Genomic DNA, 22,509 nt, shown 5'->3' with positions numbered 1-22,509 from the left:
GTGAAGGTCAGTGTTGGGATAGGTTGGCATTAACCCACTGGTCGGCGACGGCCGCTGGATCTTTATGCTGAAGATCTACCTGCTGGTTGAGGGCAATCAGCGTGGCATTGTCCAGTTTGCCGGAGACCTCATTGAGCACGGCGCCGATCTCCGGCGTCAGACTGGCTTTGCGCACCAGTGGCACCACGTTCTGACTCGGTTGCTCATGTTTATCATCTTCCAGAACCACCCATTTCTCCTTCGCCAGATTGCCCTGGGTGGAGACGACCGTCGCGACATCGATTTTGCCCGAATTGAGCGCCAGCCGGGTCAGCGGCCCGCCCATGTCCAGCGATTTCACCGCTTTGAACTCAAGACCATAGACGCGTTTCAGCCCCGGCAGGCCCAGGGCGCGTACCGCCAGCTCCGGCGGTCCGCCGATCACCAGCTGCGGGGCGACGGGCTTCAGGTCGGAGAGGGTGCGCAGATGGTATTTCTCCGCGGTCTCGGCACGTACCGCCCAGGCGGTGATCGAGGTGGCCGGGGCCGGGTTCAACAGAGTGAAATCGGCAGGCAGGACCTGAGCCAACTCAGCGCTGACGTCCTGCTGGCTGGTGGCCTCGGTTTTGCCGTTATAGAAATTGAGCAGGGCGCCAAGATATTCCGGAACGATATCGATCTCACCGCTCTGCAGCGCCGGAATAATAATTTCCCGGTTGCCGAGGTTGAGACGGGTGTTGGCCTCGATATGATTTTTCTTTAGCGCGCTGGCGTAGATGTTGGCGAGAATGGAACTTTCGGTAAAGTTGGCCCCGCCCACCGTGACGCTGGCGGCATAGGTGTAAACGCTCAGGCTGAACAGCCCGGCGGCCAGCAACGAGAGACGAAATCGACGGGCGGTGACGGCCTTGCCAAATAATTGCTTCATAATACCTCTTTTATTTTCAGGTTAATCAGCGCCAGGCGCTGGGGTCATGTCAGTGTCACGCTAATAAGGCGCGGCAATACGGCGATGAACCAGGCGGCCGGCGCAGCGGGCGAAAAGCAGTTCGCCGCCTATCGCCAGCAGGGAAACCACCAGCGAGCCGCCGATCACCTGCGGGATATCCCGTTGCCCGAGTCCGTCGATCAGAAATCGTCCCAACCCGCCCAGACCGGCATAGGCTGCGACCACCGCCGTGGCGATAAGCTGAACCAGCGCGGTGCGCACTCCGGCGAGGATCAGCGGCGCCGCCAGCGGGATCCGCACCTGCCACAGGCTTTGCCAGGGGGTCATGCCCAGCGCGATGGCCGCATCGCACAGCGGGCGGTCGGCGTGATAAATCCCCACCCAGGTGTTAGTGAGAATCGGCGGAATAGAAAGCGCGATAAGCGCCGCCAGCACCGGGATATCGTTAAAGCCAAAAACGATGATGCATAATAAAATCAGCCCTAACGAAGGGATGGCGCGGCCAAGATTAAACAGGTTGATCACCACGAAGGCGCCTTTGCGCCAGTAGCCCAGGGCGATACCAAGCGGCAGGGCAATGGCGCAGGCCACGGCCATGCTGACCAGCACGTAATAAAGGTGTTGGCCCAGGCGCAGCAGGATGCCCTCGTCGCCCAGCCAGTGCTCCGGCTGGGTCAACCAGTGAAAGGTGGCGAGAAGCAGTGTCATCATTTCGTCCACGGCGTTAGCCAGTCGCCGAGACGGGCGATCAGCCCGTCAAAGACCAGCGACAGCAGCAGGCTCAGGACCAGGCTTACGATAATCGGCGTCAGAAAGTCCTGATTAAAACCCGCCAGCAGCAGCTGTCCCAGCCCGCCCTGGCCGATCAGCGCGGTGACGGTGACCAGGCCGACCAGCGTTACCGAGGCAATGCGCAGCCCGGCAAACAAGGAGGGCAGCAGCAGCCACAGCTCGATATCGAAGAAGCGGAATCCCCGGGTGTAGCCGAGCGCCCGCGCCGACTCCAGCGCCGCCTGTGGCAGCTTTTCTATGCCGGCCAGCATGTTGCGCAACAGGATCAGCAACGAGTACAGCGTCAGGCCAATCAGCGAGGTAGTCAGCGACAGCCCGGTAAACGGCAGCAATAAAATAAATAGCGCCAGCGAGGGAATGGTAAACAGCACGCCGCAAAGGGTGATGAGCGGCTGCGCCGTCGCGGGCCAGCGCAGGGTAATGGCTAACAGGCCGCCGGTGAGCAGGGAGCCGAAAAGTAGCGCCAGCAGGACCATCCGCGCATGCTGCCAGAGGAGATCGCCGATCATCGCGCGGTTATCGATAACCCAGCCCCAGTCAATCATGAGGTCTCACTCCCACCGCGCCGTCGAGCACTTGCTGCAGCAGGGCGTGAGACACCGCCCCCTGGTATTGTCCTTCGCCATCCACATGCACCAGCACGCCGGTCGCCACGTCGAGCAGCGCGCTATAGGCAAAACGCAGGCTGTGGCTGCTGGCGAGCGGGCGCTCCACCGGCAGGGTGAGACCTCGCAGCGGATCAAACCAGTGCAGCGGGCGTCGCTGGCGGTCAAGCACCAGGCGCAGCGGGCTGGCCAGCGGTGGATGGGCGCTGGCGATCGGCGTTAGCGCTTCGTCGAGCAGGGGGACATCGTGACGCGGCAGCTGGCCGACCTGTATCATGCCCAGCCGCTTCAGATTGGGTTCCGGACCAATAAAGCGGCGCACGAACTCGCTTGCCGGGTGGGCCAGAATACGGTCGGGGGTATCAAACTGCGCCAGCACGCCGCCTTCCTGGAAAATGGCGATTTTATCGCCGAGACGGATCGCTTCATTGATGTCGTGGGTCACCAGTACAATGGTTTTCTGCAGCCGCTGCTGCAACAGCAACAGCTCGTCCTGGAGGCGTTCACGGACCACCGGGTCGATGGCGGCGAAGGGCTCATCCATCAGTAAAATCGGCGGATCGGCGGCGATGGCGCGGGCGATGGCTACGCGTCCCTGCTGGCCGCCGGAGAGCTGATGCGGATAGCGGTGCAGCAGATGGCTGTCGAGCGACATCAGCGCCACCAGTTCGTCAATGCGCGCGCGGATCCGCGCTTTGCTCCAGCCCGCCAGCCGCGGTACGGTGGCGATATTTTGCGCCACGGTACGATGGGGAAAGAGCGCGGCGCTTTGCATCACGAAGCCGATCTGGCGGCGGACCTGGATAATATCAGCGTCAGCGAGGCGGACGCCCTGAATATAGACGTCGCCGCTGTCGGGAATATCCAGCTGGTTAATCATGCGCAGGATAGTCGTTTTTCCGCAGCCGCTCGGGCCGACGAAGGTGCAGAATTCGCCATGATCAATATCCAGACTGAGGTTGCGAATGGCCGGCTGGGCGCTGCCTGGGTAGGTTTTGCAAAGATGCGTTAATTTAATCATGGTGGAATTCAACACTCTGAATAATAAAGTCCTGACCCGGATAAAGTAGCGCCGGGATCCTGGCTCAAACTACAGAGCGCCTGCGGGGAGGGCAAATACGTTATTTGCATTTGCATAGTGAAAAGCTGGTTAATCAGTTGCGGTGGAAGAAAAGCCGGAAGGTTGTTTTATGGATTTGTGATCGGCAACACAAATGACTCTCAAGCGGCCACCGTAAAAAATAAATTACCAGGGTTGATTTTAATCAAAGTATGACCGCCTGCGATAGGGCGGAAAAAGCCGTACCGTCCGCCGCACAAGAAAAACTAAATTGTGAATATAATGTTTCTTTGATGTAAATAGTGCCTGTGCCCTTTTCCCGCCCGCCGCAGATAAAATGTGATGCCAAACCGACTTGTCGTTAAATAAGGGCGTTGATTACGTCTGCTTTTTATTCTTTACAGCATTAATTTAATTTTCGGCTCTCTTCTCACCCTGACAGCGTTGGTTAAATAGCGTGCAAAAGGCGTATTTTTTATCGCCATTCTGCCGTCGATGTTATTGCCATCAATTATTTTTATCCCCGCATTCGGTCACGACAAAAGGCGTGCAAATAGCGTTCATGATGCTTTTAATGTATTGATTTTAATTTATTTATTCTGACTTGTGACTCTTGCTCATCCGCCGCGGCGGAGCCTTTGTGAGAGCTCTCACATAACCCGGTGATCGCGATTTGTTACACTTTCCGCCGTCAACAAAGGAATGAAAGCGAGACGTGATGAATACTTTTTCTCTGCCTAAAACTCAGCATCTGGTGGTTTTCCAGGAAGTGATCCGCAGCGGGTCAATCGGGGCTGGAGCAAAAGCGTTAGGACTCACTCAGCCGGCGGTCAGTAAAATCATTGGCGACATGGAAAGCTATTTTGGCAGCGAGTTAATCGTTCGGCGAAATACCGGCGTCTCGCTCACCGAGGCCGGGCAGGTATTTCTTAACTGGTCAGAGACAATCACCCGTGAAATGAAAAATATGGTCAATGAAATGAATGCCCTGACCAACAGCACGGTAGTGGATGTCTCCTTTGGTTTCCCCTCGCTGGTGGGGTTTACCTTTATGTCGGAGATGGTGCATCAGTTCAAAATGACCTTCCCCAAGGCGCGGGTCTCAATGTATGAGGCGCAGCTCTCCGCCTTTTTGCCGGCAATCCGCGACGGCCGCCTCGACTTCGCCATCGGGACGCTGAGCGATGAGATGAAGCTGCAGGACCTGCACGTCGAGCCGCTGTTTGAGTCTGAGTTTGTGTTGGTGGCGAACCGGGCGCGGATCGGCAACGGCACCGTCCGCCTGGCCTCGCTCCAGCACGAGCAGTGGGTGCTGCCGGAGACCAATATGGGTTACTACAGCGAACTGCTGACCACCCTGCAGCGCAGCGGCATCCGCCGCGAAAATATCGTCAATACCGATTCGGTGGTGACGATCTATAACCTGGTGCTCAATGCCGATTTTCTGACGGTCATTCCCTGCGACATGACCACGCCGTTCGGCTCGAGCCAGTTTGTCACCATCCCCATTAAAGAGGCCTTGCCGGTGGCGCGCTATGCGGCGGTGTGGTCGAAAAATTACCGGCTGAAAACCGCGGCGGCGTCGCTGGTGGAGATGGCGAAACAGTATTCATCGGGGCAGGGCAACCGCCACTGGCAGCCAATAGAAATTGCCTGACTGATAGTTATTAAATAACCCAACACCCATCCTCGCTGTTATCAGCAGGATGACGCCCGGTTATTGACTTTATCTTAAGAAACAGAGGCCATCATGCATATTACCTACGATCTTCCGGTATCGATTAACGATATTCTCGAAGCGAAACAACGCCTGGCAGGAAAGATATATAAAACGGGTATGCCGCGCTCGAATTATTTTAGCGAACGCTGCAAGGGGGAAATATTTCTTAAATTCGAAAATATGCAGCGCACGGGCTCATTTAAAATTCGCGGCGCCTTTAATAAGCTCAGCGGGTTAACCGCGGCGGAAAAACGCAAAGGGGTGGTGGCCTGCTCAGCGGGCAACCACGCCCAGGGCGTCTCGCTCTCCTGCGCCATGCTCGGCATTGACGGGAAAGTGGTGATGCCGAAAGGGGCGCCGAAATCGAAAGTCGCCGCCACCTGCGATTATTCGGCGGAGGTGGTGCTGCATGGCGATAATTTTAACGATACCCTCGCCAAAGCCAGCGATATTGTTGAACTTGAAGGCCGTATTTTTATTCCCCCCTATGACGACCCGCAGGTTATTGCCGGGCAGGGCACCATCGGTCTCGAAATATTAGAAGATCTGTATGACGTGGATAATGTCATCGTGCCGATTGGCGGCGGTGGCTTAATTGCCGGCATCGCGATTGCGATTAAATCCATTAACCCGACGATCCGTATTATCGGCGTGCAGTCGGAGAATGTTCACGGTATGGCCGCCTCCTGGTACGCCGGAGAGATCACCAGCCATCGCCACGCCGGCACTTTAGCCGATGGCTGCGATGTCGCCCGCCCGGGGAAACTGACCTATGAAATCGCCCGCCAGCTGGTGGATGACATCGTCCTCGTCAGTGAGGACGACATTCGCCAGAGCATGGTCGCCTTAATTCAGCGCAATAAAGTGATCACCGAAGGGGCCGGGGCCTTGGCCTGCGCCGCGTTATTAAGCGGCAAATTAGACAGCTATATCCAGAACCGCAAAACGGTCAGCCTGATTTCCGGCGGCAATATCGATCTCTCGCGGGTCTCGCAAATTACGGGTTTTGTTGACGCTTAATTCAATACAGAAGTGAGGACAGGATATGAGTACGACTGAGAGCATTGCATCCAGCCAGACAAGCCTTTCGTCCTGGCGTAAATCTGACACCACCTGGACCCTGGGCCTGTTTGGCACCGCTATCGGCGCCGGGGTACTGTTTTTCCCCATCCGCGCCGGCTTCGGCGGGCTGATCCCGATCCTGGTGATGCTGGTGCTGGCCTATCCCATTGCCTTCTATTGCCATCGGGCGCTGGCGCGGCTGTGCCTGTCGGGGGCTAACCCCTCCGGCAATATCACCGAAACGGTGGAAGAGCATTTTGGCAAAACCGGCGGGGTGGTGATCACCTTTCTGTACTTCTTCGCCATCTGCCCGCTGCTGTGGATTTATGGCGTCACGATCACCAATACCTTCATGACCTTCTGGGAGAACCAGCTACAGATGCCGGCCCTCAACCGCGGGGTGGTGGCGCTGCTCCTGCTGCTGCTGATGGCGTTTGTCATCTGGTTTGGTAAAGACCTGATGGTCAAGGTGATGAGCTATCTGGTGTGGCCGTTTATCGCCAGCCTGGTGGTGATCTCCCTGTCTCTGATCCCTTACTGGAATAGCGCGGTGATTGACCAGGTGAACCTCAGCGATATCGCCTTAACCGGTCATGACGGCATTCTGGTGACAGTATGGCTGGGCATCTCCATTATGGTGTTCTCCTTCAACTTCTCGCCGATCGTCTCCTCGTTTGTGGTCTCCAAACGCGAAGAGTATGAAGCGCAGTTTGGCCGGGAGTACACCGAACAAAAATGTTCGCAGATTATCTCCCGGGCCAGCATGCTGATGGTGGCGGTGGTGATGTTCTTCGCCTTCAGCTGCCTGTTTACCCTCTCGCCGCAGAACATGGCGGACGCCAAGGCGCAGAATATCCCGGTGCTCTCCTATCTGGCGAATCACTTTGCCTCGATGTCGGGCACTAAATCCACCTTTGCCACCCTGCTGGAATATGGCGCGTCGATTATCGCCCTGGTGGCCATCTTCAAATCGTTCTTCGGCCACTATCTCGGCACCCTCGAGGGGCTGAACGGGCTGATCCTGCGCTTCGGCTATAAAGGGGATAAAACCCGCGTCTCCAGCGGCAAGCTCAATACCCTGAGCATGGTGTTCATCATGGGCTCGACCTGGGTGGTGGCGTATGCCAACCCCAATATCCTCGACCTGATTGAGGCCATGGGCGCGCCGATTATCGCCTCGCTGCTGTGTCTGCTGCCGATGTACGCCATTCGTAAAGCGCCTTCGCTGGCCAAATACCGTGGCCGTCTCGACAACCTCTTTGTGACCGCTATTGGTCTGCTGACCATCCTCAACATCGTTTACAAACTGTTCTAATCCGGCTCAGGCCACGCGGAGTACAACATGACTGAATTTCCGGTAGTTCTGGTGATCAACTGCGGCTCGTCGTCGATCAAATTTTCCGTGCTGGACGCCGCCAGCTGCGACTGCCTGCTCAACGGCGTGGCCGAGGGCATCAACGCAGACCAGGCGTCTCTCTCGCTTAACGGCGGCAAACCGGTGGCGCTGGCGCCGCGCGGCTACGAAGGCGCCCTCCAGGCGATTGCCGGGGCATTAGCCCAACGCGACCTCATCGGCAGCGTGGCCCTGATTGGCCACCGCGTCGCCCACGGCGGCGACATCTTCACCGAGTCGGTCATTATCAGCGAGGAGGTTATCGACAATATTCGCCAGGTGTCCTCCCTGGCCCCCCTGCATAACTACGCCAGCCTCAGCGGCATCGCCTCGGCGCAGCGGCTGTTCCCGGAGGTGATGCAGGTGGCGGTCTTTGATACCAGCTTCCACCAGACCCTGGCCCCGGAAGCTTTTCTCTATGGTCTGCCGTGGGAGTATTACCAGAATCTCGGGGTGCGCCGCTATGGCTTCCACGGCACCTCGCACCGCTATGTCTCCCGGCGCGCCCTGGCGCTGCTCGGGTTGCCGGAGCAGGAGAGCGGTCTGGTGATCGCCCACCTGGGCAATGGCGCCTCGGTCTGCGCGGTGCGCAACGGCCGCAGCGTGGACACCTCGATGGGGATGACGCCGCTGGAGGGGCTGATGATGGGCACCCGCAGCGGCGATGTCGACTTCGGCGCCATGGCGTGGATTGCCGCGGAAACCCGGCAGACCCTCAGTGACCTGGAGCGGGTGGCCAACACCGCCTCCGGCCTGCTGGGGATCTCCGGCCTTTCCTCCGACCTGCGGGTGCTGGAGCAGGCCTGGCATGAGGGCCATGCCCGCGCCCGCCTGGCGATCAAAACCTTCGTCCATCGCATCGCCCGCCATATCGCCGGCCACGCCGCCGCGCTGCAGCGTCTCGACGGCATTATTTTTACCGGCGGGATTGGCGAAAACTCGGTGCTGATCCGCCGGCTGGTAAGCGAGCGGCTGGCGGTCTTTGGCCTTGAGATGGACGCCGCCCGCAACCAGCAGCCCAATTCGGACGGCGAGCGTCTGATCTCCGCCGACGGCAGCCGGGTGCGCTGTGCGGTTATCCCCACCAATGAAGAGCGCATGATTGCCCTCGATGCGATCCGCTTAGGCCGGATCCACACCGCGGCGGCGCTGGCCTGATTTTTTTATTCTGTAGAGAGACGATGTTCATGAAAGTAGATATCGAAACCCACGACGCACAATACGCCGACGCCTGGCAGGGCTTTCGCGGTACGGCGTGGCAAACGCAGATTAACGTTCGCGACTTTATTCAGCATAACTACACCCCTTACGAGGGCGATGAGTCTTTCCTCGCCGACGCGACGCCGGCCACCACCGCCCTCTGGGAGCAGGTGATGGCCGGGATCCGCGTCGAGAACGCCACCCATGCGCCGGTGGATTTCGACACCAATGTCGCTACCTCCATCACCGCCCACGCGGCGGGCTATATCAACCAGCCGCTGGAAAAGATCGTCGGCCTGCAAACGGACCAGCCGCTGAAGCGCGCTCTGCATCCCTTTGGCGGCATCAATATGATCAAAAGCGCCTTCGAGGCCTATGGTCGCGAAATGGATCCTGACTTTGAGTATCAGTTTACGGCGCTGCGCAAGACCCACAATCAGGGCGTTTTTGACGTCTATTCCCCGGATATGCTGCGCTGCCGTAAATCCGGGGTGCTGACCGGGCTGCCGGACGGCTACGGTCGCGGACGGATCATCGGCGATTACCGCCGCGTGGCGCTGTACGGCATTCGCTTTCTGGTCCGCGAACGTGAGCTGCAGTTTGCCGACCTGCAGCCGGCCCTTGAACGCGGCGAGGCGCTGGAGGCCACCCTGCGCCTGCGCGAAGAGCTGGCCGAACAGCGGCGCGCGCTGCAGCAGATGCAGGAGATGGCGTCCCGCTACGGCTGCGATATTTCCCACCCGGCGCGCACTGCCCGTGAGGCGGTACAGTGGCTCTACTTCGCCTACCTGGCGGCAGTGAAGTCGCAGAACGGCGGCGCCATGTCGCTGGGGCGCACGGCCACCTTCCTCGACATCTATATTGAACGCGATCTGCGCGCCGGCTTACTGAATGAGGAGCAGGCCCAGGAGCTGATTGACCACTTCATCATGAAGATCCGCATGGTGCGTTTCCTGCGCACCCCGGAATTTGATTCGCTGTTCTCCGGGGATCCCATCTGGGCGACGGAAGTGCTGGGCGGCATGGGGCTGGATGGTCGCACCCTGGTCAGCAAAACCACCTTCCGCTATCTGCATACCCTGCACACCATGGGCCCGGCGCCGGAGCCCAACCTGACCGTGCTCTGGTCGCAGGCGCTGCCGGTGGCGTTTAAAAAATACGCCGCCCGGGTCTCTATCGCCACCTCGTCGCTACAGTATGAGAACGACGATCTGATGCGCAGCGATTTCCACAGCGACGACTACGCCATCGCCTGCTGCGTCAGCCCGATGGTCATCGGCAAGCAGATGCAGTTCTTCGGCGCCCGCGCCAATTTGGCCAAAACGTTGCTCTACGCAATTAACGGCGGGATGGATGAGAAACTGAAGATCCAGGTGGGGCCGAAAACCGCGCCGCTGCGCGATGAGGTGCTGGACTACGACACCGTGATGGCCAGCCTCGACCACTTTATGGACTGGCTGGCGGTGCAGTACATCAGCGCGCTGAACATCATCCACTGCATGCATGATAAATACAGCTACGAGGCGGCGCTGATGGCCCTCCACGACCGCGACGTTTACCGCACGATGGCCTGTGGCATCGCCGGCCTGTCGGTGGCGGCGGATTCGCTGTCGGCAATAAAGTACGCCCGGGTGAAGCCGGTACGCGACCATCACGGGCTGGCGGTGGACTTTGTCATTGAGGGGGATTATCCGCAGTATGGCAACAACGACGATCGCGTCGATGCCATCGCCTGCGACCTGGTGGAGCGCTTTATGCGCAAAATTCAGGCGCTGCCCACCTGGCGCCAGGCGGTGCCGACCCAGTCGATCCTGACCATCACCTCCAACGTGGTGTACGGGCAGAAAACCGGCAACACGCCGGACGGACGTCGGGCGGGGACGCCGTTCGCCCCGGGTGCCAATCCGATGCATGGCCGCGATCGCAAAGGGGCGGTGGCGTCGCTGACCTCGGTGGCGAAACTGCCGTTTACCTACGCCAAAGATGGCATCTCGTACACCTTCTCCATCGTGCCGGCGGCCCTCGGCAAAGCGCCGTCGGCGCAGGAAAACAACCTGGTGGGGCTGCTGGACGGCTACTTCCATCACGAGGAGACGGTGGAGGGGGGACAGCATCTCAACGTCAATGTGCTGAACCGGGAAAAGCTGCTCGATGCGATAGAACATCCGGAGCAGTATCCGAATCTGACGATTAGGGTCTCTGGCTATGCGGTCCGCTTTAACGCGCTGACCCGCGAGCAGCAGCAGGATGTGATCTCCCGAACGTTCACCAGCCAACTCTGAGCGGCCGCCGGGCCACAGGGGAGCCCTTAACGGGCTCTCCTGTTATCATCTTCACATTACCGCAACAAAATAATCACCACTGTTGATCATATTCGCATTTTTGCACCACGCTGGCGCGCAGCGAGCGCTAACTGCATCTATGTTTAGCTCACGGGCCGGTACGGATACCGCGTTGTCCGGCTCGCCACGTGATGGCAACCGATCTCCTGACCTGAAAGGGAATGCGCCCTTGCCGGATGCGGCACGGGTTGCCGTCGCGTGCGCACCGATCGGGGCGTCCGCTCTCCGGCGCGCCCTCTCTACCTGGCGGGATTTTTGCTTCTTCCACCCTGGCCGTCCTGGCGCTGCGCCTGCGTCGGCACCACACGGTAAGTGATATTTTCTGCGTCATTCCATGACGCCAGGCTCTAAATCGCTGAGGAATATCCGAATGTCTTTGAAACTGAAAACAATGACGCTTCATGTTGTGATAGCAGGTTGTATGAGCATGGCCTTTTACGCCCAGGCTGACGTGAAGATCGGCGTCGCCGGGCCCTTCACCGGCCCCAACGCTACCTACGGCGCCCAGTACTGGAAAGGGGCCTCGCAGGCGGTGGCTGATATCAATGCCGCCGGCGGCATCAAAGGCGAAAAAATTGTGCTGGTGCAGGGGGATGACGCGTGCGAACCGAAACAGGCGGTAGCGGTGGCTAACCGGCTGGTGGACGAAGCGAAAGTCTCCGCCGTGGTGGGGCACTTTTGCTCTTCCTCAACGATGCCAGCCTCCGAGGTGTATGACGAAGCCGGGATTCTGACCATTACCCCCGGCTCCACCAACCCACAGATCACCGAGCGCGGCATGAAGGATCTCTTCCGCATGTGTGGTCGCGACGATCAGCAGGGGGCGATTGCCGCCAACTATATGCTGGACGTGCTGAAGGCGAAGAAAATTGCCGTCATCCATGATAAAGACACCTATGGCCAGGGGCTGGCCGATGCCACCCGCGCAGCGCTTGCGAAGCGGGGCACCAAAGAAGTGTTGTACGAAGGCCTCTCCCGCGGTGAAAAAGACTTTAACGCCCTGGTGACCAAGATCGGCGCCCTCAAGCCGGACGTGGTCTACTTTGGCGGCTGCCACCCTGAGGCCGGCCCGCTGGTGCGCCAGATGCGCGAGCAGGGAGTGCAGGCTAAATTCTTCTCCGGCGACTGTATCGTCACCGAGGAGCTGGTGACGGCCGCCGGCGGGCCGCAGTTCACCAACGGCGTGCTGATGACCTTTGGTCAGGACCCGCGCACCCTCCCGGAAGGCAAAGCGGTGATCGAGAAGTTCCGCGCCAGCGGCTTTGAGCCAGAAGGCTATACCCTCTACGCCTACGCCTCCATTCAGGCTATTGCCGCGGCCTGGAACGCCGTCGGCACCGATAACGCCAAAGCCAGCGACTGGCTGAAGAACCACGACGTCGAGACGGTGATGGGCAAGAAAGCCTGGGATGGCAAAGGCGACCTCAAGGTGTCCGACTACGTGGTCTATCAGTGGGATGACAAGGGCAAATATCACCAGCTCTGATCGGCCACGACCTGAGGACGTTCTGTCCTTTTGACTTGCGAATCGTCACATGACGGCGGTCGACCGGGTACCCATCCCGGCGGCCGTCGGCCTGGCGGCTGGAGGGGCTATGACGGCGTTTTTTCTACAACAACTGATCAATGGGTTGACGCTGGGGGCGCTGTACGGCTTAATCGCCATCGGCTACACCATGGTGTATGGGATCATCGGCATGATCAACTTCGCCCACGGCGAGGTGTATATGGTCTCCGCCTACCTGTGCGCCATCGGACTGGCGCTGCTCTCTTTCTTCGGGATCCACTCCTTTCCGCTGCTGATTTTCGCCACCCTGGTGTTCACCATCGTGGTCACCGGCGTGTACGGCTGGGCGATCGAGCGCATCGCCTACCGGCCGCTGCGCAACTCGACGCGCCTGGCGCCGCTGATCTCGGCTATCGGGATGTCGCTGATCCTGCAGAACTATGTCCAGCTGAGCCAGGGGCCGAACCAGCAGGGGATCCCGACGCTGCTCAGCGGCGCGCTGCGCATGACGTTGGGCGATGGGGTGGTGCAGATTACCTGGACCAAGGTGTTTATTCTCGTCGCGGCGCTGGCGGGGATGCTGATCCTGACCTGGATTATTCAGTACACCCGGCTGGGGCGCATCTGCCGTGCCACCCAGCAGGACCGGCGCATGGCGGCGATCCTTGGCATCAATACCGACCGGGTGATCTCCCTGGTGTTTGTCATCGGCGCGGCGATGGCCGGCCTGGCCGGGGTGCTGGTGACCATGAACTACGGCACCTTCGACTTCTACATCGGATTTATTATCGGCATCAAAGCCTTCACCGCCGCGGTGTTGGGCGGGATTGGCTCGCTGCCGGGCGCGATGCTGGGTGGTCTGCTGCTTGGGGTGGCCGAAGCCCAGTTCGCCGGAATGGTGAATTCAGATTACAAAGACGTTTTTTCCTTTGCGCTGCTGGTGGCGATCCTGATTTTTCGCCCGCAGGGGCTGCTGGGTCGTCCGCTGGTGGCCAAGGTCTGAGGGGGCTCTATGGGTGAACTGACGCGCCAGCCTGCGCGGGAAATCAAAAGCGCGCTGATCGACAGCGTGCTGGCCGGTCTTTGCGCATTAATTGTCTTTGGCCCGATCGTCGGCGTGGTGCTCAAAGGGTATGGCTTTACCCTCGCGCCCGCGCGGGTGGCGATCCTGGTGGCGGTGGTGATGGCCGGCAGGCTGGCGCTCAGCCTGCTGCTGCAGAGCCACAGGGGAAAAGCCTTTATTGCCCGCTTTGAGGGGGCGGATGACGGGGTGTACGTCCGGCCGCCGGGCTACCGCTCGCGGCTGCGCTGGATAATGCCGATGCTGGTGGGCCTGGCCATTGTCTTTCCGTTTCTCGCCACAAAATATCTGCTGACCGTGGCCATCCTTGGGCTGATCTACGTTCTGCTTGGCCTGGGGTTAAATATTGTGGTGGGCCTTGCGGGGCTGCTCGATCTGGGCTATGTGGCGTTTTACGCCATCGGCGCCTACGGCCTGGCGCTGGGCTACCAGTACCTCGGGCTCGGCTTCTGGGCGATGCTGCCGCTGGGGGCGGTGATGGCGGCCCTCGCCGGGGCATTGCTCGGCTTTCCGGTGTTGCGCATGCATGGCGACTACCTGGCTATCGTCACCCTCGGCTTTGGCGAAATTATCCGCCTGGTGCTCAACAACTGGGTGAGCTTTACCGGCGGCCCTAACGGCGTACCGGTGCCGTCCCCTACGCTGTTTGGCCTCGAATTTACCCGCCGGGCTAAGGATGGCGGCATCCCCGTCCATGAGTTCTTCCACGTCAGTTACAACCCCAACCTGAAATTCATCTTTCTCTACGCCGTGCTGTGCCTGGTGGTGATGCTGGTGCTGCTGGTGAAGCATCGCCTGACGCGGATGCCCATCGGCCGCGCCTGGGAGGCGCTGCGCGAGGATGAGATCGCCTGTCGGGCGATGGGGCTCAACCACGTGCTGGTCAAGCTCTCGGCGTTTATGCTCGGCGCGTCGACCGCCGGCATCGCCGGGGTGTTCTTCGCCAGCTATCAGGGATTTGTTAACCCGACGTCGTTCACCTTTTTTGAGTCGGCGCTGATCCTGGCGATTGTGGTGCTGGGAGGAATGGGCTCCACCCTGGGGGTGGTGCTGGCGGCGTTTGTCCTGACGGTCACCCCGGAGCTGCTGCGCGGGTTTGACGAATATCGCGTGCTGCTGTTTGGCGTACTGATGGTGATGATGATGATCTGGCGGCCGCGCGGCCTGGTGCGCACCAGCCGCAGCGGGGTAGCGTGGCGAAAAGGAGTCGCGCCATGACCGACAGCATCTTACGCGTTGAGCATCTGATGATGCATTTCGGCGGCATCAAAGCGCTGAATGACGTCAATCTGGAGGTGGAGCGGGGGTCGATCACCGCCCTGATCGGCCCCAACGGCGCGGGCAAAACCACGGTATTTAACTGCCTGACCGGCTTTTACCGGGCGACGGGGGGGAGCATCGTACTGCGGGCGCGGGAAAAGGTCACCGATGTCATTCAGGTGCTGGGGCAAAAGCTTCACCCGGACGATTTTCTCCACCCGGCGCAGCTGGGGCGGCGGATCTATTACAAGATGTTCGGCGGCACCCATCTGGTGAACCGCGCCGGCCTGGCGCGTACCTTCCAGAATATTCGCCTGTTCCGCGAGATGTCGGTGATTGAGAACCTGCTGGTGGCCCAGCATACCCAGGTTAACCGCCATCTGCTGGCCGGGATCCTCAATACTCGCGGCTATCGGCAGGCGGAGAGTCAGGCGCTGGATCGCGCTTTTTACTGGCTGGAGGTGGTGGATATGGTGGACTGTGCCAACCGTCTGGCGGGAACGCTTTCCTACGGACAGCAGCGGCGGCTGGAGATCGCCCGCGCCATGTGCACCCGCCCGGAGATGATCTGTCTGGATGAGCCGGCGGCCGGACTCAACCCGGTGGAAACCCAGGCGCTGAGCCGGATTATCCGCTTTCTGCGTCAGCAGCACGGCATCACGGTGCTATTGATCGAACATGATATGGGGATGGTGATGGAGATTTCGGATCATATCATCGTGCTCGACCACGGGGACGTCATCGCCCGCGGCGCGCCGCAGGCGATCCAGGCCAACGCCAGCGTGATTGCCGCCTATCTTGGCGCTGAGGAAGAGGAGTCCCGCCGATGAGCCAGCCACTGCTTGCCTTTGATGAGGTGGATGTCTTCTACGGGCCGATCCACGCCCTGAAGCAGGTCTCCCTCACCGTCAACGAGGGGGAGACGGTGGCGCTGATTGGCGCCAACGGCGCCGGTAAATCAACGCTGCTGATGTCGGTCTTCGGCCAGCCGCGCATTGCCGGCGGGGAGATTTTCTATCGCGGGGAGGCGATCAGCCGGAAATCGACCCACTTTATCGCCAGCAACGGCATCGCCCAGGCTCCGGAAGGGCGGCGCATTTTTCCCGATATGACCGTCGAGGAGAATCTGCTGATGGGGACCATTGCCATCGGCAACCGCTATCAGGCCGAGGACAAGGCCCGGATGTACCAGCTGTTCCCCCGGCTGGAAGAGCGGCGGGGACAGCGGGCGATGACCCTCTCCGGCGGCGAGCAGCAGATGCTGGCCATCGCCAGGGCGCTGATGAGCCGGCCGCGCCTGCTGCTGCTGGATGAGCCGAGCCTGGGGCTGGCGCCGCTGGTGGTGAAGCAGATATTTCAGATCCTGCGCGAGCTGACGGCCCAGGGAATGACGCTGTTTCTGGTGGAGCAGAACGCCCGCCATGCCCTCAACCTGTCGGACCGCGCCTATGTGATGGTGAACGGTCAAATCCGCCTGAGCGGTAGCGGCCAGGCGCTGCTCAACGACCCGGAGGTGCGTAAGGCGTATCTGGGGATCAGCGGCTGAGAGAGTTAATCCTGCGCTTCGTTACGGGTTTTAATGTGCTGCCAGAAACGTTCGGCGGCCTGGTTAAGCCGCGAGCCGGAGCGGTAGAGCCAGGCGCCGATCGGCAGCGACAGGCTCTCATCGAGGATCGTCAGACGGCCTTCGTCCAGCTCGCGCTGAATAGAGTACTGCGGCAGCCAGCCCACGCCGTCGCCATTGAGGATCATGCGCTTGAGCAGCTCGCTCATGGAAGAGACAAAGGTGAGGGAGAAGGTGATCTCCGGCGTGCGGTCGATGACCTGGTTCACCTGGCGCCCCATATAGCTGTCGTTGGCGTATTTCATCAGCGGCAGCACGCCGCGATGTAAATGAAACAGCGGCCGGCCATGTTCGTCGCAGGGGGAGACCAGGTGCAGGTAGGAATCAAAAATTTTATGATTAATAAACGGATAGTTCATTAATTCTTCATTATAGAAGGAGAGGATAAAATCGCTTTTACCCTCTTTCAGGTTAAATACGGCGTCGTTGACGTTAATCGATTCAACATGAAAAGTCTTATTTTTACGGTCGGTGTAACCGGCGATAATTTCCGGCAGCAATAACACCGACAGCGAAGGCGCGGCGTCGATTCTTATTTTTTGCGTGGTGTTATTTAAGCCTTTAATTCGGCTGATCTGAAAATCCATATCGTCGAGCATATTTCGCGCATAGCCGACAAAAATCTTCCCGCGATTGGTCAACTGCAGGGGGTTGGCGCTGCGATCGAAGATGCTGAATCCGAGGGAAGCCTCGAGCGACTGGATGCGTCGGCTGAACGAGGACTGGGAGATATTGCGGGCTTTGGCCGCCAGGGTAAAGCTGCGTGACTCCTCGAGAGCAATCACATCATACAGCCATTTAACTTCCAGATTTGCCAACACCGATCCAGTCCTCAAAAACGCAATAAAGGCTATGCAATTTTAGCATAGCGCATAGAAACTATGCAATTAACATAATTATCGACAGGTGTTAACATTTTTTGGAAAGTTGAGATTTATGAATGCGTATCGGCGACCCTACATGAGCACGATATGAAATCGCGACTCACGGTTATTTATTGCTTTATTTCATTGCCCCGGAATTATCTTATTCAATAGCGGGCGACGAAGACGAAAGCAATGAATAACCCAGGCCTCTTACCTTAAATAGTTTGTCAGGAGTTCCATGTCACAACAAATTGAATCAGTAAAAATGGCTCTGCAGGAGCTGGGGATTAATGCAAGCGGCGAATTGTTTTACAACCCTGATTACGATTTGCTTATTGCACATGAAACCTCCCCTGAGCTGACCGGCGCGGCCCGCGGCGTGATGACCGACTCTGGCGCTGTGGCAGTGGATACCGGTATCTTCACCGGCCGCTCGCCGCGCGATAAATATATCGTCAGAGACGAGCAGACGCGCGACACCGTATGGTGGGCTGACTCCGGCCTTGGCCGCAATGACAATAAGCCGTTATCGCCAGACGTGTGGCGCAGCCTGAAAAGCCTGGTCGCAGGCCAGCTGAGCGGCAAAAAACTGTACATCATCGATGCCTGGTGCGGCGCCAGCCCGGACACCCGCCTTGGCGTACGCTTCGTCACCGAGGTGGCATGGCAGGCCCACTTTGTCAAAAACATGTTTATCGTGCCGAGCGCCGACGAGCTGGCCAGCTTTACCCCGGACTTCGTGGTGCTCAACGGCGCCGGCTGCACCAATGCCAACTGGCAGGCGCAGGGCATGAACTCCGAGAACTTCGTCGCCTTTAACCTGAGCGAGCGTATTCAGCTCATCGGCGGCACCTGGTACGGCGGCGAAATGAAAAAAGGGCTGTTCTCGGTCATGAACTACCTGCTGCCGCAGAAAGGCATCGCGTCGATGCACTGCTCGGCCAACCGTGGCGAAGCAGGGGACGTCGCGCTGTTCTTCGGCCTCTCCGGTACCGGCAAAACCACGCTGTCCACCGATCCGCATCGTCAGCTGATTGGCGATGATGAGCACGGCTGGGACGATGACGGGGTGTTTAACTTCGAAGGCGGCTGCTACGCCAAGACCATCAATCTCGACCCGCAGGCGGAGCCGGAGATTTATGGCGCCATCCGCCGCAATGCGCTGCTGGAAAACGTGGTGGTGCGCGCCGACGGCAGCGTGGATTATGCCGACGGCAGCAAAACCGAGAATACCCGCGTCTCCTATCCGCTGTCGCATATCGACAATATCGTCAAGCCGGTGTCCCGCGCAGGCCATCCGTCGAAGGTCATTTTCCTTGCCGCTGACGCGTTTGGCGTCCTGCCGCCGGTCTCCCGTCTGACCACCGAGCAGATGCAGTACCATTTCCTGTCGGGCTTCACCTCGAAGCTGGCGGGCACCGAGCGCGGCATTACCCAGCCGACGCCGACCTTCTCCGCCTGCTACGGCGCGGCGTTCCTGCTGCTTCACCCGACCCAGTACGCCAGCGTACTGGCGGCGAAGATGGCGGAATCCGGTGCGGAAGCCTGGCTGGTCAACACCGGCTGGAACGGCGAGGGCAAACGCCTGTCGCTGCGCGATACCCGCAGCATCATCAGCGCGATCCTCAACGGCACCACCGGCCCGCTGCGCGATGAGGCGATCCCGGTGTTCAATCTTGCGATCCCGCAGAGCATTCCGGGAGTCGACAGCGCGGTGCTGGATCCGCGTAATGGCTGGAGCTCAGCGGATAAGTGGCAGGAGAAGGCGGAGAGTCTGGCTCAGCTGTTTATGGATAACTTTAAGCAGTACAGCGATACCGAAGCGGGCGCGCGTCTGGCGCTGGCCGGTCCGCAGCTGCAGAATAGCGCGGTCGAAGCCTGATCCGCGGCCAGCAGGTCGACGCCTGGCGCCGACCTGCTGGCGAGCCGCTTTACTCCGCAAAGGCCCGCAGCGCATCGCCTGTGAGGCGATAACGCACCCACTCATCCTGCGGCTGCGCGCCAATGCTCAGATAGAAATCAATCGCCGGCTGGTTCCAGTCGAGCACGCTCCACTCCAGACGCCCGCACTGACGCTGTACAGCATATTGCGCGATGGTTTTCAGCAGCGCTTTCCCGGCGCCGATCCCGCGATAGTCGGGGGTCACGTACAGATCTTCCATATAGATGCCATTGCGGCCAAGCCAGGTGGAGTAGCTGGTGAAGAACACGGCGTAGCCCACCGCTTTGCCCGCCACTTCGCAGATCAGCGCCTCAGTTTTGCTGCTGCTGGCAAACAGCGTCTCTCTGATCTCCTCTGCCGTCGTCACCACCTCTTCGGGGGCTTTCTCGTAGACCGCGAGTTCATAAATCATGTCGTAAATGGCGGTGGCGTCGTCCGGGGTGGCCTGGCGGATCGTGATGCTCATGGGTCGTCCTGTCTGAATGGTATCAAGGAAAGCAACATTGCTGACCCAGAGCATAAGCGGTATTGTGAAAAGAATTAAGTGCAATGAAATCAGCAAATGATGAATATTATGCATCCAGTCCTGCGCCGGATTGACCTCAACCTGCTGCCGGTGTTTGACGCGGTCTATCGCTCCCGCTCGGTGCGCCTGGCAGCGGAAGAGCTGGCGATGAGCACCTCGGCGCTGAGCCATGCGCTCTCCCGGCTGCGCAGCGCCCTCAACGACCCGCTGTTCTATCGCGAAGGCCACCGGATGTGTCCCAGCGTCTATGCCAGCCAGCTGGCGCCCTCTATCGCTTCGGCGCTGAAATTTCTCAATCAGGAGCTGACGCCGCCGGCGGCGTTTGTGCCGAGCGCCAGCACCGACTGCATGCAGATTGCGATCACCGATTTCACCGCATTCTGCGTCTTTCCGACGCTGATGCACCGCCTGCAGCGGGAGGCGCCCGGGCTGCGGTTTGAGCTTCGTTATCTGCCCCATAGCCCGGCGCTGACCGAGCTGCTGGCGGGCGAGGTCGACCTGGCTCTCGGGTTCAACACCCCTGACGAGCCAGCCCATCCCGATCTTGAGGAGATCAACTGGCTGCGGGACGAATATGTGGTCATCAGTCAGGCTGACCGCACGGCGCTGACCCTGGACGCCTATCTTGCGGCCCGTCATCTGGTGGTAACCCCGTGGAATGAGCGGCAGGGGGTGCTGGACTGCGAGCTGGAGCGGCAGGGCTATTCGCGGCAGGTGGCGGTGAAAACGCCCTCGATGCTGAGCGCCCCCTTTATTATTGAGCAGAGCGATCTGCTGATGGCGCTGCCCCGGCGGGCGGCGGAGACGATGGCCCGCGCCGCCCGGCTGACCATTTTCCCGCTGCCGTTTCCGGTTCCCCCGTTTGACGTCAAGATTTACGCCCATAAACGCAGTGGGAAACGCGAGGCCACCCGCTGGCTGATCTCCCTGTTGCAGACGCTGGGGAACGTCGCCGCGGCGCCGGCGCCCTGAGGCCACATCCAGGTTATTAACCTGTCGCCGCTGCGCATCGCGTTAACCGTCCCGGACCGGGCATGTCTTATACCGTCGGGGGCGCAACCGCGTACCCTGGCCTCGGTCACAAAACGGAAAACTCACATTTTCATCTCCACCACCGATGCTGAGGGTACAGAAAGTGTTAAATGATTGTATATAAAAGTAATGTTAATTAGCTAAATGTTATTTATGCGTAAATTGCATCAATGGATGCGTTTATTACGCTTATTTCATACCGGGTTCTGTTTCAGTCTTCAGCAACAGGCGCGCGACAACGCGTGGATAACAAACTGGAGACCTGCATGCATTCGACAACCTCACTGATGAGTACCCGTGATCGGCTCGGCGCCATTCTGCGCGTCACGTCCGGTAACTTTCTCGAACAGTTCGACTTTTTCCTGTTCGGGTTTTATGCCACCTACATCGCACATACCTTTTTTCCGGCCAGCAGTGAATTCGCCTCGCTGATGATGACCTTTGCGGTCTTTGGCGCCGGCTTTCTGATGCGGCCCATCGGCGCCATCGTGCTTGGCGCCTATATCGACAAGGTAGGGCGGCGCAAAGGGCTGATTGTGACCCTGACGATCATGGCCACCGGCACCTTCCTGATCGTGCTGATCCCCTCTTACCAGACCATTGGCCTGTGGGCGCCGTTGTTGGTGCTGATCGGCCGTCTGCTGCAGGGCTTCTCCGCCGGCGCTGAACTGGGCGGGGTATCCGTCTATCTGGCCGAGATCGCCACCCCGGGCCGCAAAGGGTTTTACACCAGCTGGCAGTCGGGCAGCCAGCAGGTCGCCATCATGGTGGCGGCCGCGATGGGCTTTGCCCTCAACGCCGTACTGGAGCAGAGCGCCATCAGCGACTGGGGATGGCGTATTCCGTTCCTTTTTGGCTGCCTGATCGTGCCGTTCATTTTTGTGCTGCGCCGTAAGCTGGAGGAGACCCAGGAGTTTACTGCCCGCCGCCATCACCTGGCGATGCGCCAGGTGTTCGCCACCCTGCTGGCGAACTGGCAGGTGGTCATCGCGGGGATGATGATGGTGGCGATGACCACCACCGCGTTCTACCTGATCACCGTCTATGCGCCGACCTTTGGCAAAAAAGTGCTGATGCTCAGCGCCTCTGACAGCCTGCTGGTCACGCTGCTGGTGGCGATTTCCAACTTCTTCTGGCTGCCGGTGGGCGGGGCGCTGTCCGACCGCTTTGGCCGCCGGCCGGTGCTGATTGCCATGACGCTGCTGGCGCTGGCTACTGCCTGGCCTGCGCTGACCATGCTGGCGAACGCGCCGAGCTTTTTGATGATGCTGAGCGTGCTGCTGTGGCTGTCGTTTATCTACGGCATGTACAACGGGGCGATGATCCCGGCGCTGACCGAAATTATGCCCGCCGAAGTGCGCGTGGCAGGCTTCTCGCTGGCCTATAGCCTGGCGACCGCGGTGTTTGGCGGTTTCACGCCGGTGATCTCCACGGCGCTGATCGAATATACCGGTGATAAAGCCTCCCCTGGCTACTGGATGAGCTTTGCCGCCGTCTGCGGTCTGCTGGCCACCTGCTACCTCTATCGCCGCAGCGCCGTCGCGCTGCAGACGGCACGTTAATCAGGGA

General features: G+C 59.6%; 21 protein-coding genes. 13 read left to right on the top strand and 8 right to left on the bottom strand.

All coding sequences use genetic code 11. The features are described from left to right. Positions 1-7 precede the first annotated feature (7 nt). The 5 genes from ACQUTP_RS04615 to ACQUTP_RS04595 all read right to left on the bottom strand — a co-directional run bounded on the left by ACQUTP_RS04615 (position 8) and on the right by ACQUTP_RS04595 (position 3,906). Positions 8-907: an ABC transporter substrate-binding protein gene (locus ACQUTP_RS04615; protein WP_032456285.1), complete on the bottom strand. Its 900-nt coding sequence runs from the start codon at positions 905-907 to the stop codon at positions 8-10. Between the two features lie 60 nt (positions 908-967). Continuing rightward, positions 968-1,636: an ABC transporter permease gene (locus ACQUTP_RS04610; RefSeq protein ID WP_004203269.1), complete on the bottom strand. Its 669-nt coding sequence runs from the start codon at positions 1,634-1,636 to the stop codon at positions 968-970. Further along, entirely contained in the window at positions 1,636-2,265 is a 630-nt protein-coding gene (locus tag ACQUTP_RS04605) for an ABC transporter permease (protein ID WP_004203268.1), read from the bottom strand. The genes ACQUTP_RS04610 and ACQUTP_RS04605 overlap by 1 nt, the downstream gene beginning before the upstream one ends. Then, positions 2,258-3,346, bottom strand: coding sequence for an ABC transporter ATP-binding protein (locus ACQUTP_RS04600; protein ID WP_017899866.1), 1,089 nt, complete (start codon positions 3,344-3,346; stop codon positions 2,258-2,260). The genes ACQUTP_RS04605 and ACQUTP_RS04600 overlap by 8 nt, the downstream gene beginning before the upstream one ends. Before the next feature lie 437 nt (positions 3,347-3,783). After that, on the bottom strand, positions 3,784-3,906 hold the full coding sequence (locus tag ACQUTP_RS04595) for a hypothetical protein (protein ID WP_032447029.1): 123 nt from the start codon (positions 3,904-3,906) through the stop codon (positions 3,784-3,786). A 197-nt stretch (positions 3,907-4,103) separates the two neighbouring features. Between ACQUTP_RS04595 and tdcA the strand changes: the two genes are divergently transcribed. The 5 genes from tdcA to pflB all read left to right on the top strand — a co-directional run bounded on the left by tdcA (position 4,104) and on the right by pflB (position 11,042). After that, on the top strand, positions 4,104-5,042 hold the full coding sequence (gene tdcA, locus ACQUTP_RS04590; protein WP_004203266.1) for a transcriptional regulator TdcA: 939 nt from the start codon (positions 4,104-4,106) through the stop codon (positions 5,040-5,042). A gap of 93 nt (positions 5,043-5,135) precedes the next feature. Further along, positions 5,136-6,125, top strand: coding sequence for a bifunctional threonine ammonia-lyase/L-serine ammonia-lyase TdcB (tdcB, locus tag ACQUTP_RS04585; protein WP_004203265.1), 990 nt, complete (start codon positions 5,136-5,138; stop codon positions 6,123-6,125). 25 nt (positions 6,126-6,150) lie between these two features. Continuing rightward, on the top strand, positions 6,151-7,482 hold the full coding sequence (tdcC, locus tag ACQUTP_RS04580; protein WP_004203264.1) for a threonine/serine transporter TdcC: 1,332 nt from the start codon (positions 6,151-6,153) through the stop codon (positions 7,480-7,482). Positions 7,483-7,509: 27 nt separating this feature from the next. Beyond that, positions 7,510-8,718 carry a propionate kinase gene (tdcD, locus tag ACQUTP_RS04575; protein ID WP_285754980.1) on the top strand — a complete coding sequence of 403 codons (1,209 nt, stop codon included), beginning with the start codon at positions 7,510-7,512 and terminating at the stop codon, positions 8,716-8,718. A gap of 29 nt (positions 8,719-8,747) precedes the next feature. Next, positions 8,748-11,042, top strand: coding sequence for a formate C-acetyltransferase (gene pflB / locus ACQUTP_RS04570; protein WP_285755183.1), 2,295 nt, complete (start codon positions 8,748-8,750; stop codon positions 11,040-11,042). A gap of 51 nt (positions 11,043-11,093) precedes the next feature. Here the strand turns inward: pflB and ACQUTP_RS04565 are convergent, their stop codons facing one another. Continuing rightward, positions 11,094-11,240: a hypothetical protein gene (locus tag ACQUTP_RS04565; protein ID WP_032425919.1), complete on the bottom strand. Its 147-nt coding sequence runs from the start codon at positions 11,238-11,240 to the stop codon at positions 11,094-11,096. A 289-nt stretch (positions 11,241-11,529) separates the two neighbouring features. Here ACQUTP_RS04565 and ACQUTP_RS04560 point away from each other — a divergent pair, with 289 nt between their 5' ends. The 5 genes from ACQUTP_RS04560 (at position 11,530) to ACQUTP_RS04540 (ending at position 16,496) form a co-directional block, all read left to right on the top strand. Next, positions 11,530-12,588: a branched-chain amino acid ABC transporter substrate-binding protein gene (locus ACQUTP_RS04560; protein WP_025999207.1), complete on the top strand. Its 1,059-nt coding sequence runs from the start codon at positions 11,530-11,532 to the stop codon at positions 12,586-12,588. Positions 12,589-12,697: 109 nt separating this feature from the next. Continuing rightward, positions 12,698-13,612, top strand: coding sequence for an ABC transporter permease subunit (locus tag ACQUTP_RS04555; RefSeq protein ID WP_428902349.1), 915 nt, complete (start codon positions 12,698-12,700; stop codon positions 13,610-13,612). Between the two features lie 9 nt (positions 13,613-13,621). Continuing rightward, the gene (gene livM / locus ACQUTP_RS04550) at positions 13,622-14,908 is read left to right on the top strand and encodes a high-affinity branched-chain amino acid ABC transporter permease LivM (protein ID WP_004203256.1); all 1,287 of its coding nucleotides are present in this window, start codon (positions 13,622-13,624) and stop codon (positions 14,906-14,908) included. Beyond that, complete coding sequence (locus ACQUTP_RS04545) at positions 14,905-15,780, top strand: ABC transporter ATP-binding protein (protein WP_285754979.1); 876 nt, start codon at positions 14,905-14,907, stop codon at positions 15,778-15,780. The genes livM and ACQUTP_RS04545 overlap by 4 nt, the downstream gene beginning before the upstream one ends. Next, positions 15,777-16,496 (top strand): ABC transporter ATP-binding protein, encoded by a 720-nt coding sequence (locus ACQUTP_RS04540; protein ID WP_032456283.1) that lies wholly within the window; start codon positions 15,777-15,779, stop codon positions 16,494-16,496. The genes ACQUTP_RS04545 and ACQUTP_RS04540 overlap by 4 nt, the downstream gene beginning before the upstream one ends. Positions 16,497-16,501: 5 nt before the next feature. Here the strand turns inward: ACQUTP_RS04540 and ACQUTP_RS04535 are convergent, their stop codons facing one another. Beyond that, positions 16,502-17,395: a LysR substrate-binding domain-containing protein gene (locus tag ACQUTP_RS04535; protein WP_004203253.1), complete on the bottom strand. Its 894-nt coding sequence runs from the start codon at positions 17,393-17,395 to the stop codon at positions 16,502-16,504. Between the two features lie 283 nt (positions 17,396-17,678). On the opposite strand from ACQUTP_RS04535, the gene pckA reads away from it, so the two are divergent. Then, the gene (gene pckA / locus ACQUTP_RS04530) at positions 17,679-19,322 is read left to right on the top strand and encodes a phosphoenolpyruvate carboxykinase (ATP) (RefSeq protein ID WP_004203251.1); all 1,644 of its coding nucleotides are present in this window, start codon (positions 17,679-17,681) and stop codon (positions 19,320-19,322) included. A gap of 49 nt (positions 19,323-19,371) precedes the next feature. On the opposite strand, the gene ACQUTP_RS04525 is transcribed toward pckA, so the two are convergent. Then, positions 19,372-19,848 (bottom strand): GNAT family N-acetyltransferase, encoded by a 477-nt coding sequence (locus ACQUTP_RS04525; protein WP_004203250.1) that lies wholly within the window; start codon positions 19,846-19,848, stop codon positions 19,372-19,374. A 99-nt stretch (positions 19,849-19,947) separates the two neighbouring features. On the opposite strand from ACQUTP_RS04525, the gene ACQUTP_RS04520 reads away from it, so the two are divergent. Both ACQUTP_RS04520 and ACQUTP_RS04515 read left to right on the top strand, forming a co-directional pair. Then, the gene (locus ACQUTP_RS04520) at positions 19,948-20,880 is read left to right on the top strand and encodes a LysR family transcriptional regulator (protein WP_025999206.1); all 933 of its coding nucleotides are present in this window, start codon (positions 19,948-19,950) and stop codon (positions 20,878-20,880) included. 326 nt (positions 20,881-21,206) lie between these two features. Continuing rightward, positions 21,207-22,502 carry an MFS transporter gene (locus ACQUTP_RS04515; protein WP_004203248.1) on the top strand — a complete coding sequence of 432 codons (1,296 nt, stop codon included), beginning with the start codon at positions 21,207-21,209 and terminating at the stop codon, positions 22,500-22,502. Positions 22,503-22,509: the final 7 nt, after the last annotated feature.

This window comes from Klebsiella sp. 2-CIP_Kleb. (assembly GCF_050378715.1).
GTDB lineage: Bacteria > Pseudomonadota > Gammaproteobacteria > Enterobacterales > Enterobacteriaceae > Klebsiella > Klebsiella quasipneumoniae.
The sequence above is the reverse complement of the archived record's forward strand: the minus strand, read 5'-3'. Positions and strand labels throughout refer to the sequence as shown.

Coding starts and splice junctions, on each gene's coding strand:
- ACQUTP_RS04520 (WP_025999206.1), top strand. CDS start 19,948: ATGAATATTATGCATCCAGTCCTGCGCCGGATTGACCTCAACCTGCTG.
- pckA (WP_004203251.1), top strand. CDS start 17,679: ATGTCACAACAAATTGAATCAGTAAAAATGGCTCTGCAGGAGCTGGGG.
- tdcD (WP_285754980.1), top strand. CDS start 7,510: ATGACTGAATTTCCGGTAGTTCTGGTGATCAACTGCGGCTCGTCGTCG.
- ACQUTP_RS04555 (WP_428902349.1), top strand. CDS start 12,698: ATGACGGCGTTTTTTCTACAACAACTGATCAATGGGTTGACGCTGGGG.
- ACQUTP_RS04540 (WP_032456283.1), top strand. CDS start 15,777: ATGAGCCAGCCACTGCTTGCCTTTGATGAGGTGGATGTCTTCTACGGG.
- ACQUTP_RS04525 (WP_004203250.1), bottom strand. CDS start 19,848: ATGAGCATCACGATCCGCCAGGCCACCCCGGACGACGCCACCGCCATT.
- tdcB (WP_004203265.1), top strand. CDS start 5,136: ATGCATATTACCTACGATCTTCCGGTATCGATTAACGATATTCTCGAA.
- ACQUTP_RS04545 (WP_285754979.1), top strand. CDS start 14,905: ATGACCGACAGCATCTTACGCGTTGAGCATCTGATGATGCATTTCGGC.
- pflB (WP_285755183.1), top strand. CDS start 8,748: ATGAAAGTAGATATCGAAACCCACGACGCACAATACGCCGACGCCTGG.
- tdcC (WP_004203264.1), top strand. CDS start 6,151: ATGAGTACGACTGAGAGCATTGCATCCAGCCAGACAAGCCTTTCGTCC.
- ACQUTP_RS04615 (WP_032456285.1), bottom strand. CDS start 907: ATGAAGCAATTATTTGGCAAGGCCGTCACCGCCCGTCGATTTCGTCTC.
- ACQUTP_RS04560 (WP_025999207.1), top strand. CDS start 11,530: ATGGCCTTTTACGCCCAGGCTGACGTGAAGATCGGCGTCGCCGGGCCC.
- ACQUTP_RS04605 (WP_004203268.1), bottom strand. CDS start 2,265: ATGATTGACTGGGGCTGGGTTATCGATAACCGCGCGATGATCGGCGAT.
- ACQUTP_RS04600 (WP_017899866.1), bottom strand. CDS start 3,346: ATGATTAAATTAACGCATCTTTGCAAAACCTACCCAGGCAGCGCCCAG.
- ACQUTP_RS04610 (WP_004203269.1), bottom strand. CDS start 1,636: ATGACACTGCTTCTCGCCACCTTTCACTGGTTGACCCAGCCGGAGCAC.
- ACQUTP_RS04515 (WP_004203248.1), top strand. CDS start 21,207: ATGCATTCGACAACCTCACTGATGAGTACCCGTGATCGGCTCGGCGCC.
- tdcA (WP_004203266.1), top strand. CDS start 4,104: ATGAATACTTTTTCTCTGCCTAAAACTCAGCATCTGGTGGTTTTCCAG.
- livM (WP_004203256.1), top strand. CDS start 13,622: ATGGGTGAACTGACGCGCCAGCCTGCGCGGGAAATCAAAAGCGCGCTG.